Here is a 21,965-nt window from a genome sequence, read left to right as displayed (position 1 = left end):
CCTCTGGGGGAGGTGTCGGCGCTGCCGACGGAGGGGGGGCGTGATCGGCCGGTGACTACAACCCGGACCGACGATCCCAAAACTCCCCCACCGATCGCTTCGCGATCGCCTCCCCCAAAGGGGGAGGGCTTGTCAGTCGCTCCGCGCCCGGGATCAGTCCCTCAGCGCCTTCAGCAGCAGGTTCGCCGTCGCCACCGCCGAACCGTCGCCGGTCAGGGCCACCGAGACGAACGCCTTCCGGTCCGGCGCATAGAACGCCACCGCCCCCGCGCCGGGCGTGCCGCCGGCATGGCCCAGCCACAGGATGCGGCGGTCGCCGTCGGGGATGTCGAACACCATCACCCCCAGACCGTAGAACGTGCCCGGATCGAACATCGGATAGAGCGTGGCGAACTGGCCGCGCATCGTCTCGGGCTTCAGCAGTTCGCCGGTCAGCAGGCCGCGCCAGAAGGCGTTCATCGCCTCGGGTCGCCCGATGATCCCGCCGGCCGCGTAGGCGTTGGCCAGGATCATCGGCTTCTGGGTCGGGTCGGACGGGGCCAGGGGCGCGACGTCGGCCGGAACCTCGCCGGGGGCCAGGGCGCGCAGGTCCTTCAGGCCCAGGCGGTTGACGATCCGCCGGCGCACCGCCACGTCATAGGGCACGCCGTCGACCTGCTCGATGATCCGGCCCAGCAGGCCATAGCCGGTGTTGGAATAGCGCCAGCGCTCGCCCGGGCAGAACATCGCTCCGTGCGAGGCCGAGACCTTGAAGTCCTGCTCCGGCGTCACCGGGCCGCCCTGCTTGCGCAGCCTCAGGTCCTCGTTGCCGCTGAACAGGCCGCTGGTGTGGTTGAGCAGGTGGCGGATGGTGATGGCTTTGGCGTTGGGCATGTCCGGCCGCCAGCGCGACAGCGGGTCGTCCAGCGACAGCTTGCCTTCCTCGACCAGTTGCAGGACCACCACGGCGGTGAAGGCCTTGCCGGTGCTGGCCCAGTAGAACAGCGGGGCGGGGGAGGGCGCGGTCGCCTCCGTCCGGGTCCAGTTCCCGCCGCCCGCCAGGCTGACGGCGGCGGTCATGGCCGGCGCGCCGGTAGCGGCGCGCGCCTTGGCGAAGGCGGCGTCGAGCTTCGCCGCCGTGTCGGCCGACAGGGTGGTCGGTACGGTCGGAACCGCGAAGACCGCATCCGGCAGGGGCGCATGGACGGGCGGGCCGACATAGGGCGCGGCGGCGGCGCAGGTCACCGGCCTGTAGTCGGCCGCGAAGCCGGGCGAGCTGATCGCCGCGCCGGCGCACAGGCCCGCGATCAAGATCCAGCGCATGCGCAAACCCCCATCCACAGATCGTCGGACCGGAAGCTGAAGCGCGACCACGGCTAAACTTGGGCGTGTCGCGGGGCCGTCAGGCCCCCGTCACCGGCTCAGCCAGATAGGCGTGGATCGCCGCCACCACCTGGGCGCCTTCGCCGACCGCCGCCGCCACCCGCTTGACCGAACCGGCCCGCACGTCGCCGATCGCGAACACCCCGTGGCGGCTGGTCTGCAGCGCCGGATGGCCGGGCGCCAGGTCGGGGCCGGTGCGCACGAAGCCGTGGTTGTCGAGCTCGACGTGGCACTGGGCCAGCCAGCCGGTGTTGGGGGCCGCGCCGATGAACAGGAACAGGTGGTTGATCTCGCGCCGGGTCTCCTGGCCGGTCTTGACGTGGCGCCAGCGCACGGCCCGCAGCTGGCCCTCGTCGCCGTCCAGCTCGAAGATCTCGCTGCGGGTCACGACCTCGATATTGGGCAGGCTCTCGATCCGCTCGATCAGGTAGCGCGACATGCTGGCCGCCAGGCTCTCGCCGCGAATGACCAGCCAGACCTTGGCGACCTGGCTGGCCAGGTAGACCGCCGCCTGGCCGGCCGAATTGCCGGCCCCGACCAGCGCCACCTCCTGGCCGGCGCACAGCTTGGCCTCCAGCGGCGAGGCCCAGTAGTGGACGCAGCTGCCCTCGAAGCGGTCGAGGTTGGAGACGTCCAGCCGCCGGTAGCGCGCGCCGCTGGCGATCACCACGGTCCTGGCCTGGGTGGTCTCGCCGCTGGCCAGCTGCAGGTGGTAGCCGCCCACGCCGTCCGGAGACTCGCTGTCGCAGTCGAGGCTGGCCACCTCGTCGGGAATGGCCAGGTCGGCCCCGAACTTCTGGGCCTGGTTGTAGGCCCGGCCCATCAGGGCCATGCCCGAGACGCCGGTGGGAAAACCCAGATAGTTCTCGATGCGCGCCGAGGCTCCGGCCTGGCCGCCGAACGCCCGGGTGTCGAGCACCAGCACCGACAGGCCCTCGGAAGCGGCGTAGACGGCGGTGGCCAGGCCCGCCGGCCCGGCCCCGACCACGGCCACGTCATAGACCCGGGTCGGGTCCAGCTTGCCGACCATGCCGATGCAGCGCGCCAGTTCGGCGTTGGAGGGATGGCGCAGCAGTTGGCCGCCGGGGCACAGCACGATCGGCAGCTCGGCCTCGTCGACCGAGAACCGGTCGATCAGCACCCGGGCGCAGTCGACGCTGTCGGGGTCCAGGTGCTGGTAGGGGTTGCCGTTGCGGGCCAGGAAGCCGGACAGGCGGATGACCTCGGCGTCGCCGGTCCGGCCGATGATCACCGGGCCGCCGGCCCCGGTCTCGATCAGCGAGACACGGCGCAGGATCAGGGCCCGCATGATCCGCTCGCCCAGCTCGGCCTCGGCGACCAGCACGGCGCGCAGGCGGTCGGGCCGGATCCGCAGCGCCTCCAGGTCGGTCACGGCGTGGACGTCGACTAGCGACGCCCGGTCCGACAGCTGGGCCAGTTCGCCGATGAACTGGCCGGGCCCATGCTCGACGATCAGGTGGCTTTCGTCATGGGCGTCGCGCCGGCTGATCCGGGCCCTGCCGTCCAGGATCACCATCAGGCCGGGCGAGACCTCGCCGGCCCTGGCCAGCGTCGCCCCGGCCTCGGCGTGGACCACCTCGCCGAACCGGCGGACGCGGTCGATCTCCTCCGGCGTCAGGCTGGGGAACATCTGATCGCGGCGGGTGTCGAAGGTGGAAGCCATGGAAGAGAGAGTGCGTCAGGAGCGCCGTCAGGTCATCTCCCCAAACGCCGGAATTTGGACGTTCGCGCCGTCATGTTGCGATGGCGACCTGAAAAAGGGCGGCGGACCCTTCCGGATCCGCCGCCCGCGTTCAATCTGGTCCAGCGCTCTAGAACTTGGCCTTCACGGCCAGGTAGAAGCGGCGGCCGAGCACGTCGTAGGTCGACGGGTCGGTGTTGGCCTGGACGTAGGAGCTGAAGCTCGGCGGATCCTGGTTGGCGATGTTGGTGACGCCGCCGCGGATCTCGTACTTGTCGGTCACCCGCCAGGTTCCGTTGAGGTCGAAATAGTCGACGGCCGGGACCGAGCTGTCAGCGTCGGCATAGTCGTCCATGCCGGCGATGTGGCGCCAGTTGATACCCACATCGACAGGGCCGAGGGTGTAGGTCAGCGCCGTGGCCAGCTTCCATTCCGGATGGGCCACCGCCGTGTTGCTGACCTGGTCGTTGCCGATCGTGCCCTTCAGCTCGACGAAATCCTCGCCCGGCAGGCTCTGGATCCTGAAACTGTCGAGATAGCTGCCGATCAGCTTGACGCTGATCGCGCCGTACTTGTCGTCCAGCCCGACGGCGCCCAGGCCAAAGCCCCAGTCGACCTGGAAGTCGACGCCGCTGGTCTTGTATTCCGCCAGGTTCAGGTTGACCAAGCTCATCGACGAGACCTCGCCGGTGGCGGCGCTGCGGGTGAACAGGCCGCAATAGTAGTTGCTGGTCGAGGCGGTGGGGTTGGCGGTCGCCGAATAGCAGTTCTGCAGGGCGTCCTCGGCCGAGATCGTGCCGATCGCGTCCTTGATGTCGATCGAATAGTAGTCGATGGCCAGCGACAGGCGGTCGAACAGCGGGTTGCTCAGCCGCGGCCGCCAGACCAGGCCGACGCTGTAGGTGTCGGCGGTTTCCTCGTGCAGCTCGCTGTTGCCGCCGACCAGGGCGTCCACCTGGGTGTTGGCGTAGGTGTAGCTGTCGATGATCGCCGAGGGCACGCCCTGGGCCAGGCACAGCGAGCGGACCGCGGCGGCGTTCGAGCCGGCGCGGGCCGTGCTGTCGATCGCGCACGGGTCCTCGGTGATCGATTCGAAGCTCTGGTTCTGCGGCGAGTAGAGCTCGCCCAGGCTGGGGGCCCGGACGGCGCGCTGGAAGCCGCCGCGCAGGCGGACGCCGTCGACCACCTCCCAGTCGCCCTCGACCTTGTAGGCCGAGACGCCGCCGATCGTCTCGTAGTCGGAATAGCGGTAGCCGAGGTTGACGTTCAGGGCCCTGATGAACGGCAGGTCCTTGAGCACCGGAACCAGCACCTCGCCGTAGATTTCGGCCACGTCGCTGGAGGCGTCGATGGCGTCGGCGGCGTTGAAGCCCACCACGTCGCCGGTCGAGAGCAGGCTGTCGGGCACGTAGGAGAAGCTGTCGGACTTGTAGTCGACGCCGAACGCGCCGCGTACCTCGCCGGCCGGCAGGTCGAACAGGCCGCCCTGGACGTTGGCCTCGACCACGCGCTGTTCCGACGCCGTCCAGTTCTTGGTGGTCCGCGAGATATAGGCGGCGCAGGAGTCCGAGAGGGCGTTCAGGCCGAACGGGTTGTAGCCGCCGGTGCAGAGGCTGGCCCCGCCGTCCGAGGCGTCGAGCAGGGTCTGGACCGCCGAGCGGCTGATGTTGCCGTACTGGATCTCGTTCTGCTCGGACCGGCCGTAGGAGGCGTAGACGTCATAGGTCCAGTCCTTGAAGCCGGTGTCGCCGCGCACGCCGGTGGCCAGCTGGAAGACGTTGAAGGTGGTGGCCGAGATCCGTGGGCCGACGTCGGTGAAGCGCTTGCGCAGCAGGAAGTCGGCCGTGGGGTCGGCGCGGCTGGCCAGCAGGGTCGACAGGTCGTCCGGAATGAACGGATTGCCGACCGGCACGGTGAAGCCGGTGCTGGCGGCGGCGGGCGAGGGCGCCAGGATCGTGCGCGAGTCATAGTGGGTGTAGTTGAACGAGCCGTAGGCCTCGGCGTGGTCGTTGACCTTGTACTGCGCCTCGCCATAGGCCGAGTAGCGGGTCAGCGGCAGTTGCAGCAGGTTCAACGCGCCGGTGTTGTACGTGCCGTTCACCGGGATGGTGGCGTAGTCGATGGCCTTGGAGCCGGTGTAGTTGACGCCGTTGTAGAACAGCGTGCCGTCGTTGTTGAAGCCGAGGTTGGCGCCGGCCTTCACCGTGCCGGCGGCGACGCCGTACTGGGCGAAGACGGCGTCGACGGCCGCCTGGGTCGGCAGGTTGGTCCCGGTGGCGTCGTAGCGGCCGTAGGGCGTGGTCGAGGACGCGCCGGACACGGCGGCGAAATCGCGGGCGGCGTTGAACACCTCGCCGCGCTGGGTGTAGCTGAGCGACACCACGGCATGGCCGCGATCCTCGGCGAAATCGCCGCCGGCGGTCAGGCTGACGGCGCTTTCCTTGCCGTCGCCCTGCTCGGTGATCCCGTACTGGGCGTCGAGCTGCAGGCCGGTGAAGCCGTGGTCGAGCTTGAAATTGACCACCCCGGCCACGGCGTCCGAGCCGTAGGTGGCCGAGGCCCCGCCGGTGATCACCTCGATGTTCCGGATCAGGGCGGCGGGCAGGATGTTGATGTCGACGCTGCCGTCCGAGTTGGAGGCGACCACCCGGTGGCCGTCCAGCAGCACCAGCGAGCGGGCGGTTCCCAGGCCGCGCAGTTCGATATTGGCCTGGCCGCCATTGCTGGGGTTGTTCGAGGTCGCCGACACCGACGGCACGAACTGCGGCATCTGGTTGAGCAGGGTGTCGACGGTCACCGAACCGCTCTTCTGGATCGCCGCCTGGTCCATGGTCAGGATTGGACTGCTGGAGACGTAGTCGCGGCGGGCGATGCGCGAGCCGGTGACCACGATCTCCTCGACATTGGCCGACGCGTCGGCGGCGGACTGGGCCTGGGCGGCCACCGGCGCGGCGGCCGTCGCCAGGATGAAGGCGAGCGCCGAGGCGCCCGTCAGGTAGTGCATTCTAACCATTGTGATCCCCGTCATCGCCGACGCGTCGCCGCGGCGGCAAGAAATGGGCGAAATCAGGTTCGCCTGACGAAAGGGATGGGAGCCCTTCATTTCGGGCTTGTGAGGTAAGGTTTGCCAAAAATTCGCAAAAGTAGGATATTTTCTTCGAAAAACTGCAATGTATCGGATTTGCGCCAGGGGTGACGTCCGCCGTTATCCGGCGTCTCGTGGTGTCGCGTGGCGGCGACGAAACGCTCCCCGGGGTGGAAGTCCGAAACCTGGGGGATCAAGGGACGGCGTGGCGTGAGCGCCACAGTGCGGCCGGCTATTTCACGTGGCGGGCGTCCAGCCCCGGGGGTAGGTTCAGGCCATGTCGAAATATCCCGCCAGCCGCCGTTCCGCCGTGCAGTGGCGCTCCGCCGCGCCGCTCGAGTCGATCGCTCGCGAGACCCCCGACGAAGTTGCCGTGGGCCTGTCGTTCGACGGCCGGCCGCACACGGTGCTGATGGCCACGCCCGCCGACCTGCGGGACCTGGCCGTCGGCTTCACGATCACCGAGGCGGTCGCCGCCCAGGCCGACATCCTCGACGTCGAGGTCCGGGAAACCGAGCTGGGCTGGCTGGCCGACGTGCGGCTGCGGCCGGGCGCGATCCAGCGCAAGGCCCGGCCGCGCACGCTGGAGGGCCGGTCCAGCTGTGGGCTGTGCGGCGTGCAGCGCCTGGCCGACGCCGTGCGGCCCTTGCCGACGGTGGGGCAGGGGGCCCGCGTCTCGCACCAGGCGATCCAGCGGGCCGTGGACGCCCTGGACGACGCCCAGGCCCTGGGCCGCCTGACCCGCGCCACCCACGCCGCCGCCTTCGCGACGGCGGACGGCGCGCTGGTCCTGGTCCGCGAGGACGTCGGCCGCCACAACGCGCTGGACAAGCTGGCCGGGGCGATGGCCGGCGCGGACGCGGACGCCCCTGCCTTTGACGCCCAGGCCGGCTTTGTCCTGGTGACCAGCCGCTGCTCGTTCGAAATGGTCGAGAAGACCGCGCGGATGGGCTGTTCGATGCTGGTGGCCGTCTCCGCCCCCACCGACCTGGCGATCCAGCGCGCCGAGACCGCCGGCGTCACCCTGGTGGCCCTGGCGCGGTCCGACGGCCACACCGTGTTCACCCGCGCCGACCGCCTGTTCGACGCTGTTTCGGAGTATGCGTGATGCCCACGGATGGAAATGGCGAGGCCAAGGCGAACGCGGGCATTCCCGGCATCCACCGCTACGACTCGGCCGCTGGCGGCTGGGGCGCGCTGAAGGCGGTGGCCGGGGCGCTGACCGGCCAGGAGACGGTGATCGAGGGCGGCAAAACCCTGCTGCGCGCCAACCAACCGGAGGGCTTCGACTGCCCCGGCTGCGCCTGGCCCGACCCCAAGCACACCTCGTCGTTCGAGTTCTGCGAGAACGGGGCCAAGGCGGTGGCCTGGGAGTCGACCAGCAAGCGCACGACGCCGCAGGTTCTGGCCGCCCACACCGTCACCGAACTGAAGACCTGGAGCGACCACGCCCTGGAGGACCTGGGCCGGCTGACCCATCCCATGGCCTATGACCGGGCCAGCGACCGCTACCTGCCGATTTCGTGGGATGCGGCCTTCGCCCGCACCGCCGACGCCCTGCGCGCCATGGACCACCCCGACCAGGCCGAGTTCTACGCCTCGGGCCGGGCCTCGAACGAGGCGGCCTTCCTGTTCCAGCTGCTGGGCCGCCGGGTGGGGACCAACAATTTCCCCGACTGCTCCAACATGTGCCACGAGCCGACCAGCGTCGGCCTGCCGGACTCCCTGGGTGTGGGCAAGGGCTCGGTCAGTCTCGAGGACTTCGACCACGCCGACCTGATCCTGTGCTTTGGCCACAACCCCGGCACCAACCATCCGCGGATGATGTCCACCCTGCGCGACGCCTCCAGGCGCGGCGCGACGATCCTGGCCTTCAACCCGCTGCGCGAGCGGGCGCTGGAGAAGTTCGCCTCGCCGCAGGACCCGGTCGAGATGGCGACCCTGACCTCCACCCCGATCGCCTCGGCCTATTACCAGCTGACGGTCGGCGGCGACGCCCTGGCGGTGCAGGGCATGATGAAGGCGGTGCTGGCCCTGGACGCCGAGAGCCAGGGCACCGTGCTGGACCGCGCCTTCATCGCCGAGCACACCCAGGGCTTCGAGGCCCTGGTCGCCATGCTCGACGCCCTGACCTGGGACGAGATCGAGACCGGCTCGGGCCTGTCGCGCGCCCAGATCGAGGAGGCGGCCCGGGCCTATGCCGGCGCCAAGGCGACGATCCTCTGCTACGGCATGGGCCTGACCCAGCACCGCTCGTCGTCCAGCACCGTGCAGCAACTGGTCAACCTGCTGCTGCTGAAGGGCAATATCGGCCGGGAAGGGGCGGGGATCTGCCCGCTGCGCGGCCATTCCAACGTCCAGGGCGACCGCACGGTCGGGATCTGGGAGAAGCCCTCGGCGGCGTTCCTGGACGCCATGGACCGGGTGTTCGCCTTCAAGTCGCCGCGCGCGCACGGCCACACGGTGGTCGAGGCGATCGCCGCCATGGAGGCGGGCGAAACCAAGGTGTTCGTCGGCCTGGGCGGCAATTTCGCGGTCGCCGCGCCCGACCCGGTGCGCACCTTCGCGGCCATGGAGAAGGTCGGGCTGGCCGTGCACGTGGCCACCAAGCTCAATCGCACCCACCTGCTGGTCGGCGAGGGAACCCTGCTGCTGCCCTGCCTGGGGCGGACCGAGATCGACGTCCAGGCCAGCGGCCGCCAGGCGGTGACGGTCGAGGACTCGATGTCGATGGTCCACGCCTCGCGCGGCCTCAACGCCCCGGCCTCGGACCAGCTGAAGTCGGAACCGGCGATCGTCGCCGGCATCGGGGCGGCGCTGTTCGGCCCCGACGACATCGTCGACTGGGAGGGGCTGGTCGCCGACTATGACCGGATCCGCGACCTGATCGCGGCGGTCTTCCCCGAGGCGTTCGCTGGTTATAATGAGCGCGTGCGCACGCCCGGCGGCTTCCGCCTGCCGCTGCCCCATGCCGACCGGGTGTGGAAGACGCCCAGCGGCAAGGCCCAGTTCCTGCTTCACAAGCACGATGGCCAGGACGCCCGGCGCGGCGACGCGCAGGTCATGCTGCTGACCACCCTGCGCAGCCACGACCAATACAACACCACCATCTACGGCGCGAACGACCGCTATCGCGGAGTGTTCGGCCGGCGCGACGTGGTGTTCGCCCATCCGGCCGACATCGCCGCGCGGGGCTTGAAGGCCGGCGACCGCATCGACCTGCTGGCCGCCTTCGACGAGACGGGCGCGCGGGCGGTGCGGGGTTTCACCCTGGTGGAACGCGAGATCCCGCGCGGCTGCCTGGCCGCCTACTATCCGGAGACCAATGTGCTGGTGGCCCTGGAGGACCACGACCGGCGCAGCGGAACCCCGGCCTACAAGTCCGTTCCCGTGCGGCTGGCGGCGTCCGCGAGCTGAACAGTCCCTCAACCTTTCGCCGCCACTGTGCGCCTAAGGTTGAGTAAGGAATTTCCGGGAATGGGCGCCGACTTCGAAGTCGAGACGATCAAGGTCGCCGAGCTCGGCCTGGCCGAACGCGCCCTGTGGTCCGAGTTGCGCGCGGCTCATCCGCATCTGAAAAGCCCCTATTTCGATCTCCGCTATGTCGAGGCGGCGGGGCGCATCGCGCCGGGCAGCCGGTTGGCGGTGATCCGTCGCGACGGCCGGGTGATCGGCTTCCTGCCGTTCCAGCGGCGGGGCTCGGGCCTGCAGCCGCTGGCCGCGCCGATGAGCGATTTCCACGGGCTGGTCGCCGATCCCGCGTCCGGCATCGACCTGGCCGAGGTGGTGCTGGCCCTGGGGGGCGGGCGGTTGCGGGTCAGCGGCCTGATCGGCGAAGGCGTCCGTCCGGGTCTCAACACGCGCCATGCGATGATCGCCGATCTCTCGGGCGGCCTGGAGGCCTACCACGCCGGGCGCAGCAGCGCCTTCCTGAAGGACAAGCGCCGGCGGATGCGGACCCTGGAGCGCGACCACGGCGCGATCCGCTTCACCTTCGAGCGACCGTCGCCGGCCCTGCTGGACATGGTGATCGCCCGGAAGCGCGCCCAGATCCGCCGCACCCACCAGCACGACATCTTCGCCTGCGGCTGGACCGTCGACCTGCTGCGGGCCCTGGACGCCATCGAGGACGACGACTTCGGTCTGCGGCTGGCGGTGTTGCGGGCCGGCGACGTCGTGGTCGCCGCCGAACTGGGCCTGACCGGCGGCGATCGCCATCACCTGTGGTTCCCGATCTACGACACCGACTACGCCAAATATTCGCCCGGCGCCCTGATGACCCTGGAGACCCTGCGGGTCTGCGCGGAGCGGGGGATCACCCGCGTCGATTTCGGGCCCAGCGAAGAGGCCTACAAGGAAGACTTCGCCGATCCGGCCGAACCGGTGCTGGAAGGCGTGGTCTCGGCGCGGACGCCGCTGGGCGCCCGCATCGAGGGTCTGCCCGGCGCGGCGCGGATCGGGGTCGCCGGGACCCGCCTGAGCCGCCGGTTCGACCGCATCGCCGCCTGCGAGCCCGGCCTGGTCGGCCAGATCAAGGGCGCCTCGTCGCTGGTCACGGGCCTGACCATCCGCCATCCGCGCGTCGGGGCGGGCCTGGGCATCGGGGTGAGCCTGGGGTTGGGCCTGGCCCTCCTGGCCGACTGAAGGGCTTTCCCCAATTGCGGCACGATCATGACATCCGGGTCATGACCTCGAATTAAGTCGTTTCCCGCCGGTCTCGTCGCTAGCCTTCCCTCAACAAGGTTTTCGTTCGAGGGAATTTCAATGCGCGCACTTCTGATCCTGGCCGCCGGCGCCGCCGCCCTGGGTTTCGCCGGGACCGCCGCCGCCGAGCCGTCCGTGAAGATCAAGGACGCCGTCGCCAGGGTGGTGGTGATCCCCGAGGCCCGCAAGGACGTGAAGGTCGAGTTCCTGACCACCAACCGGAGCCTGCCCCTGGAGATTCGCCAGACCGGCTCGCAGACCACCATCGACGGCGGCCTGCGGCGCAACCGCATCAACGGCTGCAACAGCGTCATGGGCAAGACCACCGTCCATGTGCGCGGGGTCGGCGACGTGAAGTGGGAGGACATTCCGCAGATCGTGATCCGCACGCCGCTCGACGTCGAGATCGGCGCCGCCGGCGCAGTGTTCGGCAGCGTCGGCCGCACCGACGCGCTGGAGCTGAGCAACGCCGGCTGCGGCGATTGGACGGTCGGCAACGTCAAGGGCCGGTTCGAGCTGAACCAGGCCGGTTCGGGCGACACCAAGGCCGGGTCGGCCGGATCGACCGAGATCAACATCGCCGGCTCGGGCGGCGTCCACACCCAGGAGATCGCGGGCGACCTGAACGTCTCGATCGCCGGCTCCGGCGACGTCACCGCGGCCAGCGTGACCGGCAAGCTCGAGGTCGCCATCGCCGGTTCGGGCGACGTCGCCGTCGCCGGCGGCAGCTCGCGCGAGGTCGAGGTCAGCATCATGGGGTCGGGCGGGGTCGACTTCGGCGGCGTGGCCAATGATGTCGAGGTGTCGGTGGCCGGCTCGGGCGACGTGCGCATCGCCAAGGTCACCGGCGCGGTCAAGAAGTCGGTGGCCGGCTCGGGCGACGTGATCATCGGCCGCTAGGGCCGGTCGCCCAGCGACCGTCGAACGTCGCTCTCTCTATATATAAAGTGAAACGCCCCGGAGCCTGAGGCTCCGGGGCGTTCCGTTGTCCGCCGAGGGCGAACGGCTTCCGTTTAGCGGATGCCGAGGCCGAACAGGGTGTCGGCGTCGATCAGGTCGGCGCCGGCCGCGTCGCGGGCCTTCAGGCTGCCGCCGAAGGTGTAGCGGAAGCCGACCTTAACGGCCTCCGAGTTCAGGTCCGCGAGGTCCTTCGACTCGGTGTGGGTGTACTTGCCGAAGGTCGACCAGCCGGTGTTGGCGAACTTGTATTCGCCGCCGACATTGACGTCCCAGATGTCGGCTTCGTTGTTGGCCTTGCCATCCAGCTTGGAGTAGCCGGCGCCGGCGTCCAGACGGAAGTCGTCCGAGACGAAGTAGCGGGCTTCGCCGCGCACGGCGTACAGGTCGGCGTCCAGGTCGTTGGCTTGGCCGTAGGCGACCAGGCCGTTCAGGGTGACGCGGTCGAAGTACTTGCTGGCTTCGCCACCGACGGCCCACAGGGTGTCGTTCGACGGACGCGACAGGGCGGCGAAGCCGCCGACGCGCCAGCTGTCACCGACCTTGGTGGTCAGGTGAGCGGCGGTCGAAGCGACGGTTTCGTCGCTGATGTCGTTGTCGTTGACCGAGACGGCGCCGTTCAGGGTCACGGTCCAGGCGCCGGTCGGGATGGCGACGTTGCCGTCGACCTTCACCGAGGTGCCGTCGGCGTCGAAGCCGGTGGCCTTCACGTCGCTGTAGTTCACGGCGGCGCCGACCGAACCGATGTTCTGGGCGAAGGCGGGAGCCGAAACGGCCATCGCCAGGACGGCGGCGGCGGCAAAGAGTTGGGTCTTCATAGTGGGTAATCCCCTTACTGTGTGGCCTCGATCGGCAGGCGGTCGTTTGGGGAGGGCCGCCGGTCCGTCGAGGAGCGGCGGATTTATGGAGCTTCGTCCGGGTCCACAACCCGTGGCCCGACCGACGGCGGCGGATTGATGCAGTTTTATGACACTTGCGGAAACGGACCGGGATTCCTATCGCGTGCGCATGCACGTTCATGCCTTATCGATCGCCGATAAGGGGCATCTTTGACCCAACGCTGGTTTGTGAACGCATTCGCGTCGTCGCCGGGGAGACGGAAGGGGATGGCGTGGATTTCCGTTGCGCGTCCCCGTAAGAAAGGCGCGCGAAACCAGCAGAGGGCAGGGGGTCTTGGCTCCCTCCGAAACCGTCTCCCGAAGCGCTTGACGAAATGGGATTCGGCACGTAAAAGCCCCCTTCTGTTGGACCGGCTGTGAGCTTTCGGGCTTAGACGCGGTTCGCGAACGACTGCCGATCGCGCCTTTTGGGGCGCAGTCTTCAGTCACCGGCCCTTGCGGGTGACCGCCGGGGCCAATTTGTTTTGCGGACGCTGCGTGCGGAGTCTCTCTTCGGAGGGGTTCCGGGTTGGTCTTTGAAATGGTTCGAGACGCGGGCGCAGCCCACTAGGAAACCGAGCGATATGGATCGTCAGAACATCCGCATCCGGCTCAAGGCCTTCGATCACCGCGTGTTGGATCATTCCACGCGCGAGATCGTCAATACGGCCAAGCGCACGGGTGCGACGGTGCGGGGTCCCATCCCCCTGCCCACGCTTATCGAGAAATTCACCGTCAACCGCTCGCCGCACGTCGACAAGAAGTCGCGCGAGCAGTTCGAGATCCGTACGCACAAGCGCGTCCTCGACATCGTTGATCCGACCCCGCAGACCGTGGACGCGCTGATGAAGCTCGACCTGTCGGCCGGCGTCGACGTCGAAATCAAGCTGTAAGGAGAGCCGAACAGATGACTCTCCCCGCACAACGCACAGGCGTTCTCGCCAGGAAGCTGGGCATGACCCGCTTCTTCGACGAAACCGGACAGCACATCCCCGTCACCGTCCTTTCGCTGGACGGCTGCCAGGTGACGGCTCAGCGCACGGTCGAGAAGGACGGTTACACCGCCCTGCAGCTCGGCGCCGGCGCCAAGAAGCCCAAGAACACCTCCAAGGCCATGCGCGGCCACTTCGCCAAGGGCGCGGTCGAACCCAAGCGGGTCGTCGCCGAGTTCCGCGTCGATGAAGCCGCTCTGATCGAAGTGGGCGCGGAATTCACCGCCGACCACTACGTCGCCGGCCAGAAGGTCGACATCCAGGGCGTCACCGTCGGTAAGGGTTTCGCCGGCGCCATGAAGCGCTGGAACTTCGGCGGTCTGCGCGCCACTCACGGCGTCTCGGTCTCGCACCGTTCGCACGGCTCGACCGGCAACCGCCAGGATCCGGGTCGTACGTTCCCGGGCAAGAAGATGGCTGGTCACCTGGGTCAGGAAACCGTCACCACCCTGAACGTCACCGTTTGGAAAGTGGACGTCGAACGCGGCCTGATCCTGGTCAAGGGCGCTGTCCCCGGCCACGAAGGCTCGTACGTCAAGGTTCGCGACGCGATCAAGAAGGCCGCTCCGGCCGACCTGCCGCGTCCGGGCGCCTTCCGCACGGCTGGCGAAGCTCCGGCTCAAGCCGCGGCTGAAACCCCCGCTGAAGAAACCTCCGCGGCGACGACCGAAGAGGGCGAAGGCTAATGAAACTCGACGTCATCAAACTGGACGGCGGCAAGGCCGGCTCCGTTGATCTCGACGACGCCATCTTTGGCATCGCCGACATCCGCGGCGACATCCTGCAGCGCGTCGTCACCTGGCAGCTGGCCAAGCGCCGCTCCGGGAACCACAAGATTCAGGTCCGCAACGAGGTCTCTCGTACGGGCAAGAAGATGTACAAGCAAAAGGGCACCGGCTCGGCTCGTCACGGTTCGCGCCGTGCGGCTCAGTTCGTCGGCGGCGCCAAGGCCCACGGCCCTGTCGTCCGCAGCCATGCGTTCGATCTTCCCAAGAAGATCCGCGCCATGGCTCTGCGCCACGCTCTGTCGTCGAAGGCCAAGGCCGGCTCGCTGATCGTGCTGGACAACGTGGCTCTGACCGATCCGAAGACGGCCGCCCTGCGCGCCACCTTCGACAAGATGGGTCTGAAGAACGCCCTGGTCATCGCGGGTCCGGAAGTGGACGGCAACTTCAAGCTCGCCGCCCGCAACATTCCGAACATCGACGTGCTGCCGAACGCCGGCCTGAACGTCTATGACGTGCTGCGTCGCCACACCCTGGTCCTCACGAAGGACGCGGTGGAAGCGATCTCGGCGCGCTTCGCTGAGAAGGAAGCCGCGTAATGGCCGCTACCGCCCGCCACTACGACACGATCCTGTCGCCGGTGATCACCGAGAAGGCCACCCTGCTCAGCGAGCAGAACAAGGTCGTCTTCCGGGTGTCCGCCGATGCGTCGAAGGACGAAATCGCCGCCGCAGTCGAAGAGCTGTTCAAGGTCAAGGTCACCAAGGTCAACACCCTGGTCACCAAGGGCAAGACCAAGCGCTTCCGTGGCATCATCGGTCGTCGTTCCGACGTCAAGAAAGCGATCGTGACGCTGGCCGAAGGCCAGTCGATCGACATCACGACGGGGCTCTAAGAGATGGCCTTGAAGCATTATAATCCGACCAGCCCGGGCCAACGCGGCCTGGTGCTGATCGACCGCAGCGAGCTCCACAAGGGCCGCCCGGAAAAGAAGCTGGTCGAAGGTCTGACCAAGTCGGGCGGTCGTGGCGGCAATGGCCGTATCGCGGTCCGCTTCCGCGGCGGCGGCGCCAAGCGCCTCTACCGTCTGGTCGACTTCAAGCGTCGCAAGCAAGGCACGGCCACCGTGGTCCGCCTTGAGTACGACCCGAACCGCACCGCCTTCATCGCGCTCATCAAGTATGAGACCGATGGCGAGCTGGCCTACATCCTGGCCCCGCAACGCCTGAAGGCCGGCGACGAAGTCGTCACCGGCGAGAAGGTCGACGTGAAGCCGGGCAACGCCTCGCCGCTGCGCACCATGCCGATCGGCACGATCATCCACAACGTCGAGCTGAAGCCCGCCAAGGGTGGTCAGATCGCGCGTTCGGCTGGCGCCTACGCCCAGCTGGTCGGTCGTGACGCCGGCTACGCCCAGATCCGCCTGAACTCGGGCGAACTGCGCATGGTCCTGGACACCTGCATGGCCACCATCGGCGCCGTGTCGAACCCCGACCACTCGAACCAGAACCTCGGCAAGGCCGGTCGTTCGCGTCACATGGGCCGTCGTCCGCACGTTCGCGGCGTCGCCATGAACCCGGTCGACCACCCCCACGGTGGTGGTGAAGGTCGGACCTCGGGCGGTCGTAACCCGGTGACCCCGGCCGGTAAGCCGACCAAGGGCGCCAAGACCCGCGTCAACAAGGCCACGGATAAGTTCATCATCCGTTCGCGCCACAAAGCGAAAAAGGGCCGCTAAGCCATGACCCGCTCCGTCTGGAAAGGCCCGTTTGTCGACGGGTACCTCCTGAAGAAAGCCGATGTCGCCCTGGCGTCGGGCCGCAAGGATGTGATCAAGACCTGGTCGCGCCGCTCGACCATCATGCCGCAGTTCGTCGGCCTGGTGTTCGGCGTGCACAACGGTCACAAGCACATCCCCGTCTCCGTGTCGGAAGACATGGTCGGCATGAAGTTCGGTGAGTTCGCGCCCACCCGCAGCTTCCCCGGCCACGCCGCCGACAAGAAGGCGAAGAGGAAGTAGGCCATGAGCCAAGCTAAACAAGCTCGCCGCCTGCCGGCCAACGAAGCGATGTGCAAGGTTCGCACCCTGCGCACCAGCGCTCGCAAGCTGAACCTGGTCGCTCAGTCCATCCGTGGCCTGAACGTCCAACGCGCTCTGAACGAGCTCGAATTCAGCCACAAGCGTATCGCTCAGGACGTCCGCAAGGCGCTGTACTCGGCGATCTCCAACGCCGAGAACAACCACAACCTCGACATCGACTCGCTGGTCGTCGCCGAGGCCTATGTGGGCAAGAACCTGGTGATGAAGCGCTTCTCGCCGCGTGCTCGCGGTCGGGCCACGCGCGTTGAAAAGCCGTTCTCCGAGATCACCATCGTGGTCCGCGAACTGGGTGAGGCCGCCTGATGGGTCAGAAAGTCAATCCGGTCGGGCTGCGGCTCGGCATCAACCGTACCTGGGACAGCCGTTGGTTCGCCGACGGCGAGCAGTACGGCAAGCTTCTGCATCAGGACCTCGCGGTCCGCACGATGCTGAAGAAGCGCCTGTATCAAGCCGGCGTGTCGCGCATCATCATCGAGCGTCCGCACAAGAAGTGCCGCGTCACGATCTATGCGGCGCGTCCCGGCGTGATCATCGGCAAGAAGGGCGCCGACATCGACAAGCTCCGCAAGGACCTGTCGGTGATGACCGAAGGCGAGGTTCACCTGAACATCGTCGAGATCCGCAAGCCCGAAACCGACGCCCAGCTGGTGGCCGAGTCCATCGCCCAGCAGCTCGAGCGCCGGATCGCCTTCCGTCGCGCCATGAAGCGGTCGATCCAATCGGCCGTCCGTCTTGGCGCCAAGGGCATCCGCATCAACGTGTCGGGCCGCCTCGGCGGCGCTGAAATCGCGCGGATGGAATGGTATCGCGAAGGTCGCGTGCCGCTCCACACCCTGCGCGCCGACATCGACTACGGTTTCGCGGAAGCCAAGACCACCTACGGCATCATCGGCGTGAAGACCTGGATCTTCAAAGGCGAAGTGCTGGACCACGACCCGATGGCGCTCGACAAGCGTCTGGCCACTGAATCCGGCCCGGCCGGCGAAGGTGGCGGACGCGAGCGCGGCGATCGTCCCGACCGGGGTGATCGCGGCCGTCGCGATCGGGGCTAAGGATAGAGCGCTATGCTGTCACCGAAAAAAACCAAGTTCCGCAAGCAGTTCAAGGGCCGTATCCACGGCACCTCGAAGGGCGGCACCCTGCTGAATTTCGGCTCCTACGGTCTGAAAGCCGTTGAGCCGGAACGCATCACGGCTCGCCAGATCGAAGCGGCCCGCCGCGCGATCACCCGCCAGATGAAGCGTCAAGGCCGCGTCTGGATCCGTATCTTCCCCGACGTGCCGGTCACCGGCAAGCCGGCCGAAGTCCGGATGGGTAAGGGCAAGGGCGCCGTCGATCACTGGGCCGCGCGCGTCGCGCCGGGCCGGATCATGTTCGAAATCGACGGTGTGCCGGACGATATCGCCCGCGAAGCTCTGCGCCTCGGCGCGGCCAAGCTGCCGATCCGCACGCGCGTCGTGACCCGCATCGACGCCGGTGCGGCTCTGGAGGCCGAAGCGGCATGACCAAGATCCAAGACGTCCGGGGCATGACGCCCGACCAGCTCGCCGAGCAACTGCTCAGCCTCAAGAAGGAGCAGTTCAACCTGCGCTTCCAGGCGGCGACCGGTCAGGTGGAAAAGACCCACCGCGTTGGTGAGATCCGCAAGGAAATCGCCCGCATCAAGACCGTGCTGCGCGCCAAGGCCGCGGCTTAAGGAGAACGATATGCCCAAGCGTATCCTCGAAGGGGTTGTCGTCTCCGATAAGGGCGACAAGACCGTAGTGGTTAAGGTTGAACGGACCATCGTTCACCCGCTGCTGAAGAAGATCGTGCGTCGGTCCAAGAAGTACCACGCGCACGATGAGAGCAATGCGTACAAGGCGGGCGAAGTTGCTCGCATCGTTGAGTGCGCTCCGAAGTCCAAGCTGAAGACCTGGGAAGTCCTTCCCAAGGCTTCGGCTTAATCTGGAAGGTTTGAACCATGATCCAGATGCAAACTAACCTGGAAGTCGCCGACAACTCCGGCGCCCGCCGGGTCATGTGCATCAAGGTGCTGGGTGGCGCAGGTCGTCGCTATGCCAGCGTCGGTGACGTGATCGTCGTGTCCGTGAAGGAAGCCATTCCTCGCGGCCGCGTGAAGAAGGGCGACGTGCTTCGCGCCGTCGTCGTTCGCGTGAACCAAGGCATGAAGCGTAAGGACGGGTCGCTGATCCGTTTCGACAAGAACGCCGCGGTGATCGTCAACAAGCAGAGCGAGCCGGTCGGCACGCGGATCTTCGGCCCGGTTCCTCGCGAACTGCGCGCGAAGAACCACATGAAGATCATCTCCCTCGCCCCCGAGGTGCTGTAATGGCCGCTAAGATCAAGAAGGGCGACCGCGTTGTCGTCCTGGCCGGCAAGGACAAGGGCAAGCAAGGCGCTGTGACCCAGGTCCTCGTCAAGGCGAACCGTGTCCTGGTGCAAGGCGTGAACCTGGTTCAACGCCACACCAAGGCCACCCAGGCCGATCCGCAAGGCGGCATCAAGAGCAAGGAAGCGGCGCTGCACGTCTCGAACGTCGCGATCGTCGATTCCAACGGCAAACCCACCCGCGTCGGCTTCAAGATCGAAGGCGACAAGAAGGTGCGTTTCGCCAAGACGACGGGCGAGGTGATCAATGGTTGATCAAGCTTACGAGCCGCGGCTGAAGTCCGAATATCGCGCGCGCATCCGCGCCGCGATGAAGGAACAGTTCGCGTACACCAACGAGATGCAGATCCCCAAGCTGGACAAGATCGTCCTGAACATGGGTATCGGCGAGGCCGTGGCCGACTCCAAGAAGGCCCAGACCGCGCTGAAGGATCTGATGGCCATCGCTGGCCAGAAGCCGGTCGCCACGAAGGCCCGCAAGTCCATCGCCGGCTTCAAGCTGCGCGAAGGCATGGTGGTCGGCGCCAAGGTGACCCTCCGCAAGGACCGGATGTACGAATTCCTCGACCGCCTGGTCACGATCGCGCTGCCGCGCGTGAAGGACTTCCGCGGCCTGAACGGCAAGAGCTTCGACGGCCGTGGCAACTACGCCATGGGCCTGAAGGAGCACCTGGTGTTCCCGGAAATCAACTATGACCAGATCGAACAGATCTGGGGCATGGACATCATCGTCTGCACCACTGCGAAGACCGATCAGGAAGCCAAGGCTCTCCTGAAGGAATTCCAGTTCCCGTTCACGAATTAAGAGCGGGCAGGGAAACACACCATGGCCAAGAAAAGCGCCGTCAACCGCAATCTCGCGGTCAAGGCCCTCGTTAAGCAGTATGCCAGCAAGCGCGTCGCGCTGAAGGCGATCGCCAATGACGAAAGCCTGCCACTCGAAGAACGCTTCGAAGCCCGCCTGAAGCTCGCGAAGCTTCCGCGCAGCTCGTCCGCCGTTCGCATCCGTAACCGGTGCGAAGTCACGGGCCGCCCGCGCGCCTATTATCGCAAGCTGAAGATGAGCCGTATCGCGCTCCGCGAGCTCGGCTCGTCGGGCCAGATCCCCGGCCTCGTCAAGTCGAGCTGGTGAGGACGATCAGATGTCGATGAACGATCCCCTGAGCGATATGATCGCTCGCATCAAGAACGCCGCCACGCGCAAGCGCGCCAAGGTCGCGACGCCGGCTTCCAAGCTGCGCGCCCGCGTCCTGGACGTGCTGGCCGACGAAGGCTACATCCGCGGCTACTCGCTGGTCGAGAAGCCCGGTGCGTTCCCCGAATTCGAGATCGAGCTCAAGTATTTTGACGGTGAGCCCGTGATCGCCGAGATCAGCCGCGTGTCCAAGCCTGGCCGCCGCGTCTATTCGTCGATCAAGGACCTGAAGCCGATCAAGAACGGCCTTGGTATCTCGATCCTTTCGACGCCGAAGGGCGTCATGTCGGACTCCGCCGCCCGCGACGCTAATGTCGGTGGCGAAGTCCTCTGCCGCGTCTACTAGGCGCGGGAGGGAAAAACATGTCACGGATCGGTAAGAAAGCCGTCGCAATCCCCTCGGGCGTGAATGTCACGGTCGACGGGCAGACGGTCACGGTGAAGGGCCCCAAGGGCACGCTCGCCTGGACCATCGCCGACGAAATCGAAGTCAAGCTGGAAGGTTCGGAACTGAACCTGACCCCGCGCGACGAAAGCAAGCGCGCCAAGTCGATGTGGGGCCTGTCCCGCACGCTGCTGGCCAACATGGTGCACGGCGTCACCACCGGCTTCGAGGAAACCCTCGAACTGGTCGGCGTCGGCTACCGCGCCGCGATGAAGGGCTCCGCGCTCTCCATCCAGCTCGGTTTCTCCCACGACGTGGACGTCGAGGCTCCGGCCGGCGTCACCTTCGCGGTGCCCAAGCAGACCGAAATCAAGATCGCCGGCGCTGACAAGCAGGCGGTCGGCGAGATTGCCGCGAAGATTCGCCGCATTCGTCCGCCCGAGCCCTACAAGGGCAAAGGCGTGCGCTATGCCGGCGAAAAGGTTCGCCGCAAGGAAGGCAAGAAGAAGTAAGCCATGGCGCTCTCACCTCGCGAATCCGCCGTGCGTCGTGCCCAACGCACCCGCACCCGCCTCAAGGCCCTGTCCAACGGTCGTCCGCGTCTGTCGGTCTTCCGTTCGTCCAAGAACATCTACGCCCAGATCATCGATGATGAACGCGGCGTGACCCTGGCGTCGGCTTCCACCCTCGAGGGTGAAGCCGCGACCAAGGGCGCGGACAAGGACGCGGCCGCTCTCGTCGGCAAGCTCGTCGCCGAGCGCGCTATCGAAAAAGGCGTCAAGGACGTCGTCTTCGATCGCGGTGGCTACATCTTCCACGGACGGGTGAAAGCCCTGGCCGACGCCGCGCGCGAAGCCGGCCTGAACTTCTAAGGGAAACATCATGGCTCGTGGTGATCAACAGCGCGGAGAAGGCGGCCAAAACCGCGGCCGTCGCGACCGCAACGCCCCCGAAGAGCGGGTCGACAGCGACATCGTCGAAAAGCTCGTCCACATCAACCGCGTCGCCGCCACCGTGAAGGGCGGCCGTCGCTTCAGCTTCGCCGCTCTGATGGTCGTCGGCGACCAAAAGGGCCGCGTCGGCTTCGGTCATGGCAAGGCGCGTGAAGTGCCGGAAGCCATCCGCAAGGCGACCGAAGAAGCCAAGAAGACCATGGTTCGCGTTCCCCTGCGGGAATCGCGCACCCTGCACCACGACGGCTACGGCCGTTGGGGCGCTGGCAAGGTCATGATGCGCGCTGCCCCTCCCGGCACGGGCGTCATCGCTGGTGGTCCGATGCGCGCGGTTCTCGAAACCCTGGGCGTCCAGGACGTCGTGGCCAAGTCGACGGGTTCCAGCAACCCGTACAACATGGTTCGCGCCACGTTCGAGGCCCTGAAGGTTCAATCGTCGCCCCGCCAGATCGCCGCCAAGCGCGGCAAGAAGGTTGGCGACATTCTCGGCCGCCGCGCCGACGGAGCCTCGGCTCCGGACGCCATCGAGGGCTAA

General features: G+C 67.3%; 27 protein-coding genes. 23 read left to right on the top strand and 4 right to left on the bottom strand.

Annotated elements, in window-relative coordinates; all coding sequences use genetic code 11:
• Positions 1 to 153 precede the first annotated feature (153 nt).
• From PMI01_RS02945 to PMI01_RS02935, 3 genes are all read right to left on the bottom strand, one after another.
• Entirely contained in the window at positions 154 to 1,302 is a 1,149-nt protein-coding gene (locus tag PMI01_RS02945) for a serine hydrolase domain-containing protein (RefSeq protein ID WP_007662787.1), read from the bottom strand.
• 79 nt (positions 1,303 to 1,381) lie between these two features.
• The gene (locus PMI01_RS02940; RefSeq protein ID WP_007662786.1) at positions 1,382 to 3,046 is read right to left on the bottom strand and encodes an FAD-dependent oxidoreductase; all 1,665 of its coding nucleotides are present in this window, start codon (positions 3,044 to 3,046) and stop codon (positions 1,382 to 1,384) included.
• 148 nt (positions 3,047 to 3,194) lie between these two features.
• On the bottom strand, positions 3,195 to 6,068 hold the full coding sequence (locus PMI01_RS02935; RefSeq protein WP_238536994.1) for a TonB-dependent receptor domain-containing protein: 2,874 nt from the start codon (positions 6,066 to 6,068) through the stop codon (positions 3,195 to 3,197).
• 358 nt (positions 6,069 to 6,426) lie between these two features.
• Between PMI01_RS02935 and fdhD the strand changes: the two genes are divergently transcribed.
• The 4 genes from fdhD to PMI01_RS02915 all read left to right on the top strand — a co-directional run bounded on the left by fdhD (position 6,427) and on the right by PMI01_RS02915 (position 11,753).
• Entirely contained in the window at positions 6,427 to 7,257 is an 831-nt protein-coding gene (fdhD, locus tag PMI01_RS02930; RefSeq protein ID WP_007662782.1) for a formate dehydrogenase accessory sulfurtransferase FdhD, read from the top strand.
• On the top strand, positions 7,257 to 9,566 hold the full coding sequence (locus tag PMI01_RS02925; protein WP_007662780.1) for an FdhF/YdeP family oxidoreductase: 2,310 nt from the start codon (positions 7,257 to 7,259) through the stop codon (positions 9,564 to 9,566). The genes fdhD and PMI01_RS02925 overlap by 1 nt, the downstream gene beginning before the upstream one ends.
• Before the next feature lie 60 nt (positions 9,567 to 9,626).
• On the top strand, positions 9,627 to 10,793 hold the full coding sequence (locus PMI01_RS02920) for a GNAT family N-acetyltransferase (protein WP_007662778.1): 1,167 nt from the start codon (positions 9,627 to 9,629) through the stop codon (positions 10,791 to 10,793).
• Positions 10,794 to 10,913: 120 nt separating this feature from the next.
• Complete coding sequence (locus tag PMI01_RS02915) at positions 10,914 to 11,753, top strand: GIN domain-containing protein (RefSeq protein ID WP_007662776.1); 840 nt, start codon at positions 10,914 to 10,916, stop codon at positions 11,751 to 11,753.
• 113 nt (positions 11,754 to 11,866) lie between these two features.
• On the opposite strand, the gene PMI01_RS02910 is transcribed toward PMI01_RS02915, so the two are convergent.
• Entirely contained in the window at positions 11,867 to 12,628 is a 762-nt protein-coding gene (locus PMI01_RS02910; protein WP_007662774.1) for an outer membrane beta-barrel protein, read from the bottom strand.
• A 644-nt stretch (positions 12,629 to 13,272) separates the two neighbouring features.
• Between PMI01_RS02910 and rpsJ the strand changes: the two genes are divergently transcribed.
• Genes rpsJ through rpsE form a run of 19 tightly spaced genes read left to right on the top strand, consistent with a single transcriptional unit; the run spans position 13,273 to position 21,965 of the window.
• Positions 13,273 to 13,581, top strand: a complete 309-nt coding sequence (rpsJ, locus tag PMI01_RS02905) for a 30S ribosomal protein S10 (RefSeq protein WP_004616952.1) — start codon at positions 13,273 to 13,275, stop codon at positions 13,579 to 13,581.
• A 14-nt stretch (positions 13,582 to 13,595) separates the two neighbouring features.
• Positions 13,596 to 14,366, top strand: a complete 771-nt coding sequence (gene rplC / locus PMI01_RS02900) for a 50S ribosomal protein L3 (protein WP_007662758.1) — start codon at positions 13,596 to 13,598, stop codon at positions 14,364 to 14,366.
• Complete coding sequence (rplD, locus tag PMI01_RS02895; RefSeq protein WP_007662756.1) at positions 14,366 to 15,004, top strand: 50S ribosomal protein L4; 639 nt, start codon at positions 14,366 to 14,368, stop codon at positions 15,002 to 15,004. The genes rplC and rplD overlap by 1 nt, the downstream gene beginning before the upstream one ends.
• The gene (locus PMI01_RS02890; RefSeq protein ID WP_007662755.1) at positions 15,004 to 15,300 is read left to right on the top strand and encodes a 50S ribosomal protein L23; all 297 of its coding nucleotides are present in this window, start codon (positions 15,004 to 15,006) and stop codon (positions 15,298 to 15,300) included. The genes rplD and PMI01_RS02890 overlap by 1 nt, the downstream gene beginning before the upstream one ends.
• Before the next feature lie 3 nt (positions 15,301 to 15,303).
• Entirely contained in the window at positions 15,304 to 16,143 is an 840-nt protein-coding gene (rplB, locus tag PMI01_RS02885) for a 50S ribosomal protein L2 (protein WP_007662754.1), read from the top strand.
• Positions 16,144 to 16,146: 3 nt separating this feature from the next.
• Positions 16,147 to 16,425, top strand: a complete 279-nt coding sequence (gene rpsS, locus PMI01_RS02880) for a 30S ribosomal protein S19 (RefSeq protein WP_007662753.1) — start codon at positions 16,147 to 16,149, stop codon at positions 16,423 to 16,425.
• Between the two features lie 3 nt (positions 16,426 to 16,428).
• On the top strand, positions 16,429 to 16,809 hold the full coding sequence (gene rplV / locus PMI01_RS02875; protein ID WP_007662752.1) for a 50S ribosomal protein L22: 381 nt from the start codon (positions 16,429 to 16,431) through the stop codon (positions 16,807 to 16,809).
• Positions 16,809 to 17,558, top strand: coding sequence for a 30S ribosomal protein S3 (rpsC, locus tag PMI01_RS02870; protein ID WP_007662751.1), 750 nt, complete (start codon positions 16,809 to 16,811; stop codon positions 17,556 to 17,558). Before rplV ends, rpsC begins: the two co-directional genes overlap by 1 nt.
• A 12-nt stretch (positions 17,559 to 17,570) precedes the next feature.
• Positions 17,571 to 18,011, top strand: a complete 441-nt coding sequence (gene rplP, locus PMI01_RS02865) for a 50S ribosomal protein L16 (protein WP_007662750.1) — start codon at positions 17,571 to 17,573, stop codon at positions 18,009 to 18,011.
• The gene (gene rpmC, locus PMI01_RS02860) at positions 18,008 to 18,202 is read left to right on the top strand and encodes a 50S ribosomal protein L29 (protein ID WP_007662749.1); all 195 of its coding nucleotides are present in this window, start codon (positions 18,008 to 18,010) and stop codon (positions 18,200 to 18,202) included. Before rplP ends, rpmC begins: the two co-directional genes overlap by 4 nt.
• A 10-nt stretch (positions 18,203 to 18,212) precedes the next feature.
• Positions 18,213 to 18,452 carry a 30S ribosomal protein S17 gene (gene rpsQ / locus PMI01_RS02855; protein ID WP_007662746.1) on the top strand — a complete coding sequence of 80 codons (240 nt, stop codon included), beginning with the start codon at positions 18,213 to 18,215 and terminating at the stop codon, positions 18,450 to 18,452.
• Positions 18,453 to 18,469: 17 nt separating this feature from the next.
• A complete protein-coding gene (gene rplN, locus PMI01_RS02850) occupies positions 18,470 to 18,838 on the top strand; it encodes a 50S ribosomal protein L14 (protein WP_007662742.1) in 369 nt (122 codons plus the stop codon).
• The gene (gene rplX, locus PMI01_RS02845; RefSeq protein ID WP_007662740.1) at positions 18,838 to 19,152 is read left to right on the top strand and encodes a 50S ribosomal protein L24; all 315 of its coding nucleotides are present in this window, start codon (positions 18,838 to 18,840) and stop codon (positions 19,150 to 19,152) included. Before rplN ends, rplX begins: the two co-directional genes overlap by 1 nt.
• Positions 19,145 to 19,702: a 50S ribosomal protein L5 gene (gene rplE / locus PMI01_RS02840; RefSeq protein WP_007662739.1), complete on the top strand. Its 558-nt coding sequence runs from the start codon at positions 19,145 to 19,147 to the stop codon at positions 19,700 to 19,702. The genes rplX and rplE overlap by 8 nt, the downstream gene beginning before the upstream one ends.
• 21 nt (positions 19,703 to 19,723) lie before the next feature.
• Positions 19,724 to 20,029 (top strand): 30S ribosomal protein S14, encoded by a 306-nt coding sequence (gene rpsN / locus PMI01_RS02835; RefSeq protein WP_007662736.1) that lies wholly within the window; start codon positions 19,724 to 19,726, stop codon positions 20,027 to 20,029.
• 10 nt (positions 20,030 to 20,039) lie between these two features.
• Entirely contained in the window at positions 20,040 to 20,438 is a 399-nt protein-coding gene (gene rpsH / locus PMI01_RS02830; protein WP_007662733.1) for a 30S ribosomal protein S8, read from the top strand.
• Between the two features lie 17 nt (positions 20,439 to 20,455).
• Positions 20,456 to 20,989, top strand: a complete 534-nt coding sequence (gene rplF / locus PMI01_RS02825; RefSeq protein WP_007662730.1) for a 50S ribosomal protein L6 — start codon at positions 20,456 to 20,458, stop codon at positions 20,987 to 20,989.
• A 3-nt stretch (positions 20,990 to 20,992) separates the two neighbouring features.
• The gene (rplR, locus tag PMI01_RS02820; RefSeq protein ID WP_007662729.1) at positions 20,993 to 21,349 is read left to right on the top strand and encodes a 50S ribosomal protein L18; all 357 of its coding nucleotides are present in this window, start codon (positions 20,993 to 20,995) and stop codon (positions 21,347 to 21,349) included.
• Between the two features lie 10 nt (positions 21,350 to 21,359).
• Entirely contained in the window at positions 21,360 to 21,965 is a 606-nt protein-coding gene (rpsE, locus tag PMI01_RS02815; protein WP_007662727.1) for a 30S ribosomal protein S5, read from the top strand.

This window comes from Caulobacter sp. AP07 (assembly GCF_000281955.1).
Classification (GTDB): domain Bacteria; phylum Pseudomonadota; class Alphaproteobacteria; order Caulobacterales; family Caulobacteraceae; genus Caulobacter.
This window is presented reverse-complemented; position numbering and strand designations above follow the sequence as displayed.

What these genes read in the sequence shown, in the direction of transcription:
- PMI01_RS02945 (WP_007662787.1), bottom strand. Translation starts at nt 1,302, where the DNA reads ATGCGCTGGATCTTGATCGCGGGCCTGTGCGCCGGCGCGGCGATCAGC.
- PMI01_RS02940 (WP_007662786.1), bottom strand. Translation starts at nt 3,046, where the DNA reads ATGGCTTCCACCTTCGACACCCGCCGCGATCAGATGTTCCCCAGCCTG.
- PMI01_RS02935 (WP_238536994.1), bottom strand. Translation starts at nt 6,068, where the DNA reads ATGCACTACCTGACGGGCGCCTCGGCGCTCGCCTTCATCCTGGCGACG.
- fdhD (WP_007662782.1), top strand. Translation starts at nt 6,427, where the DNA reads ATGTCGAAATATCCCGCCAGCCGCCGTTCCGCCGTGCAGTGGCGCTCC.
- PMI01_RS02925 (WP_007662780.1), top strand. Translation starts at nt 7,257, where the DNA reads ATGCCCACGGATGGAAATGGCGAGGCCAAGGCGAACGCGGGCATTCCC.
- PMI01_RS02920 (WP_007662778.1), top strand. Translation starts at nt 9,627, where the DNA reads ATGGGCGCCGACTTCGAAGTCGAGACGATCAAGGTCGCCGAGCTCGGC.
- PMI01_RS02915 (WP_007662776.1), top strand. Translation starts at nt 10,914, where the DNA reads ATGCGCGCACTTCTGATCCTGGCCGCCGGCGCCGCCGCCCTGGGTTTC.
- PMI01_RS02910 (WP_007662774.1), bottom strand. Translation starts at nt 12,628, where the DNA reads ATGAAGACCCAACTCTTTGCCGCCGCCGCCGTCCTGGCGATGGCCGTT.
- rpsJ (WP_004616952.1), top strand. Translation starts at nt 13,273, where the DNA reads ATGGATCGTCAGAACATCCGCATCCGGCTCAAGGCCTTCGATCACCGC.
- rplC (WP_007662758.1), top strand. Translation starts at nt 13,596, where the DNA reads ATGACTCTCCCCGCACAACGCACAGGCGTTCTCGCCAGGAAGCTGGGC.
- rplD (WP_007662756.1), top strand. Translation starts at nt 14,366, where the DNA reads ATGAAACTCGACGTCATCAAACTGGACGGCGGCAAGGCCGGCTCCGTT.
- PMI01_RS02890 (WP_007662755.1), top strand. Translation starts at nt 15,004, where the DNA reads ATGGCCGCTACCGCCCGCCACTACGACACGATCCTGTCGCCGGTGATC.
- rplB (WP_007662754.1), top strand. Translation starts at nt 15,304, where the DNA reads ATGGCCTTGAAGCATTATAATCCGACCAGCCCGGGCCAACGCGGCCTG.
- rpsS (WP_007662753.1), top strand. Translation starts at nt 16,147, where the DNA reads ATGACCCGCTCCGTCTGGAAAGGCCCGTTTGTCGACGGGTACCTCCTG.
- rplV (WP_007662752.1), top strand. Translation starts at nt 16,429, where the DNA reads ATGAGCCAAGCTAAACAAGCTCGCCGCCTGCCGGCCAACGAAGCGATG.
- rpsC (WP_007662751.1), top strand. Translation starts at nt 16,809, where the DNA reads ATGGGTCAGAAAGTCAATCCGGTCGGGCTGCGGCTCGGCATCAACCGT.
- rplP (WP_007662750.1), top strand. Translation starts at nt 17,571, where the DNA reads ATGCTGTCACCGAAAAAAACCAAGTTCCGCAAGCAGTTCAAGGGCCGT.
- rpmC (WP_007662749.1), top strand. Translation starts at nt 18,008, where the DNA reads ATGACCAAGATCCAAGACGTCCGGGGCATGACGCCCGACCAGCTCGCC.
- rpsQ (WP_007662746.1), top strand. Translation starts at nt 18,213, where the DNA reads ATGCCCAAGCGTATCCTCGAAGGGGTTGTCGTCTCCGATAAGGGCGAC.
- rplN (WP_007662742.1), top strand. Translation starts at nt 18,470, where the DNA reads ATGATCCAGATGCAAACTAACCTGGAAGTCGCCGACAACTCCGGCGCC.
- rplX (WP_007662740.1), top strand. Translation starts at nt 18,838, where the DNA reads ATGGCCGCTAAGATCAAGAAGGGCGACCGCGTTGTCGTCCTGGCCGGC.
- rplE (WP_007662739.1), top strand. Translation starts at nt 19,145, where the DNA reads ATGGTTGATCAAGCTTACGAGCCGCGGCTGAAGTCCGAATATCGCGCG.
- rpsN (WP_007662736.1), top strand. Translation starts at nt 19,724, where the DNA reads ATGGCCAAGAAAAGCGCCGTCAACCGCAATCTCGCGGTCAAGGCCCTC.
- rpsH (WP_007662733.1), top strand. Translation starts at nt 20,040, where the DNA reads ATGTCGATGAACGATCCCCTGAGCGATATGATCGCTCGCATCAAGAAC.
- rplF (WP_007662730.1), top strand. Translation starts at nt 20,456, where the DNA reads ATGTCACGGATCGGTAAGAAAGCCGTCGCAATCCCCTCGGGCGTGAAT.
- rplR (WP_007662729.1), top strand. Translation starts at nt 20,993, where the DNA reads ATGGCGCTCTCACCTCGCGAATCCGCCGTGCGTCGTGCCCAACGCACC.
- rpsE (WP_007662727.1), top strand. Translation starts at nt 21,360, where the DNA reads ATGGCTCGTGGTGATCAACAGCGCGGAGAAGGCGGCCAAAACCGCGGC.